This window comes from Streptomyces sp. NPDC006265 (assembly GCF_040613555.1).
GTDB lineage: Bacteria > Actinomycetota > Actinomycetes > Streptomycetales > Streptomycetaceae > Streptomyces.
Map to the genome: position 1 here is coordinate 1 of NZ_JBEXSH010001245.1, position 1,930 is coordinate 1,930.

Here is a 1,930-nt window from a genome sequence, read left to right on the forward strand (position 1 = left end):
CAGCAGCCCGCGCGCCACGAGGTGCAGGGCGTGCAGGGTGGCCGCGCCCCAGAACGCGGTGGACCGGTGCCCCTGCCCGCCGATACGCGCACGCGTGAGAACCGGCAGGGCCGTGCGCACCGGCACCAGGACGGCGGGCACACCGGCTGTCTTGATCCCACCGTCACGGGGCAGTACGACGGTCAGGTCGGTGACGGACGCAGAGGCCACACCCGGAGGGGCAGAGCCGTCGGGCCGCCAGAAGGCGACACTGCCCGTTCGCGCGGGATCGCCGGGCAGGAACACGGAGCGGCACATGGCCAGTTCGCAGATGTCGGAGGAGGGTGCCGGGAGGGTCGGGTGCTCGGCTATGGCAGATTCCTCAAATTTGACTAGTGGCCACGGAGTCGCCGAGAGTACAGCACTTCCGGTGCGCATGGGTATGACTGGGCTGTGAGCTGGGTCACCATGGAGGTCTCGGGGGTGCGTCGGGGTCGCACCTCAGGGATGTCTCAGGGGCGCGGTCCGGAACCGCCGTGGACGCGGGTCCGTTGTCGAGACAGAGAGCGGCAGTGGCCGCGAAGGAGGCGACAGTCATGTCGAAGAACGCCAAGATCGCCGCGGGCGGTGTGGCGGTCGGGCTCATCCTGCTGATCTGGCTGCCCTGGTGGGCATCGCTCCTGATCATCCTGGGGGTCCCGGCCGCCGCGTACCTCACGCTGGATCCATCCCAGCGGCGCAGGCTGCGCCGCGCCACGCGCAAGGAGCTCGGTCGCTGAGGCGCTGACCCGGTGCGGCCTCAGGCGTACGGCGGCGGCCGGATCGAACCGGCTCACCGTGGCCGAACCGGCTCAAGGCGGCCGTGTCGGTCCGGCCCGGCCGCCTTGAGCCGGTTCGGACCAGCCGTATCGTCCCGAACCGGCTGAATTGACCCAGCCCGGATCGACCGGCTCAGTTCGGCCGTACGGCAATCTTGTCCAGCGCATCGAGGAGACCCGGCAATTCCGGCCCCCGGCCCACCGGCAGGACCTCGCCGGGTTCCTCGTCGAGCAGCACGAAGGCGATGTCGTCGGTCCTGGCGACGAGCGACCAGCCAGGACCGTCGGCCCGCAGGGTCCGGGCGTCACCCGACGCGAAGGACGACCGGACCCGGCCCAGCGGCGGCGGCGAGTCGATGTACGTGCGAGCCTCGGCGAGAACACGCCGGATGCCGCTGCGGCCACCCGCCTGCCCGTTCTCCCCGCTCCCGTCCGGCTCACGGTCCTGCCCGCCGTCCGGCCCTCCCTCGTCACCCGGCACCCCGGAGGACGCCGGCGTCGGGAACTCCGTGTCGTCGACCTGCTCCCGCCACACCGCCCATTGCAGCGCGATCTCGTCCGCGCCCAGGCGCCGCTGTGCCGGCCCCCAGACGCTGGTGTCCGGTGGAGTGAGCGGTGGCCGGTCGTCCGCCTCCGGGCCCGGATCGTGCGGCGCGGGCACCCCGGGGGCTGCGACGGCGACCGCGAGGGGCCAGCCGGGCAGGGCCGCGACGACCGTGCGCTCGTCGGGCGACAGCTCGTACTCCATGCCGCAGTCCCAGGACGCGATGGCGACGGCCACGAGGGAGACGTCGTCGATGGCCACCGTCCACCGGGCGCCTTCGCCGTCCTGGCCGAGCACCAGCCCGTACCCGTCGGCCAGCGGTGCGAGACCGAGCGCCGCGCATGCCTCGGGGTAGTCGTCGCCCAGCACACTCGGGAACTTCGCCGGCGTCAGCAGCACCGCCGTGAGCACATAGAGCGCATCGTCCGCGGCGGCGACGGCTTCCTCGTCCGTCCCGGCCATCCCAGCCTCCCCATCGGTTCGTCCATCGGCGCGCACCCTAGTGCGCCCGGAAGCCCCTTGTCACGGCCTCGCATGCGCACGCGGAGCTGCAGTTTTCCGGCGGACGGGGCGAATCGGCCGTCAGGCC

General features: G+C 72.5%; 2 protein-coding genes and 1 pseudogene. 1 reads left to right on the plus strand and 2 read right to left on the minus strand.

Annotated features, from left to right (window positions below; all coding sequences use genetic code 11):
* Positions 1–297, minus strand: a pseudogene (locus ABZ281_RS47610) (ATP-dependent helicase); the annotation flags it as partial.
* A gap of 278 nt (positions 298–575) precedes the next feature.
* On the opposite strand from ABZ281_RS47610, the gene ABZ281_RS47615 reads away from it, so the two are divergent.
* Positions 576–758: a hypothetical protein gene (locus tag ABZ281_RS47615; protein WP_010040978.1), complete on the plus strand. Its 183-nt coding sequence runs from the start codon at positions 576–578 to the stop codon at positions 756–758.
* 172 nt (positions 759–930) lie between these two features.
* On the opposite strand, the gene ABZ281_RS47620 is transcribed toward ABZ281_RS47615, so the two are convergent.
* A complete protein-coding gene (locus ABZ281_RS47620) occupies positions 931–1,803 on the minus strand; it encodes a hypothetical protein (RefSeq protein WP_356664891.1) in 873 nt (290 codons plus the stop codon).
* Between the last annotated feature and the right edge of the window lie 127 nt (positions 1,804–1,930).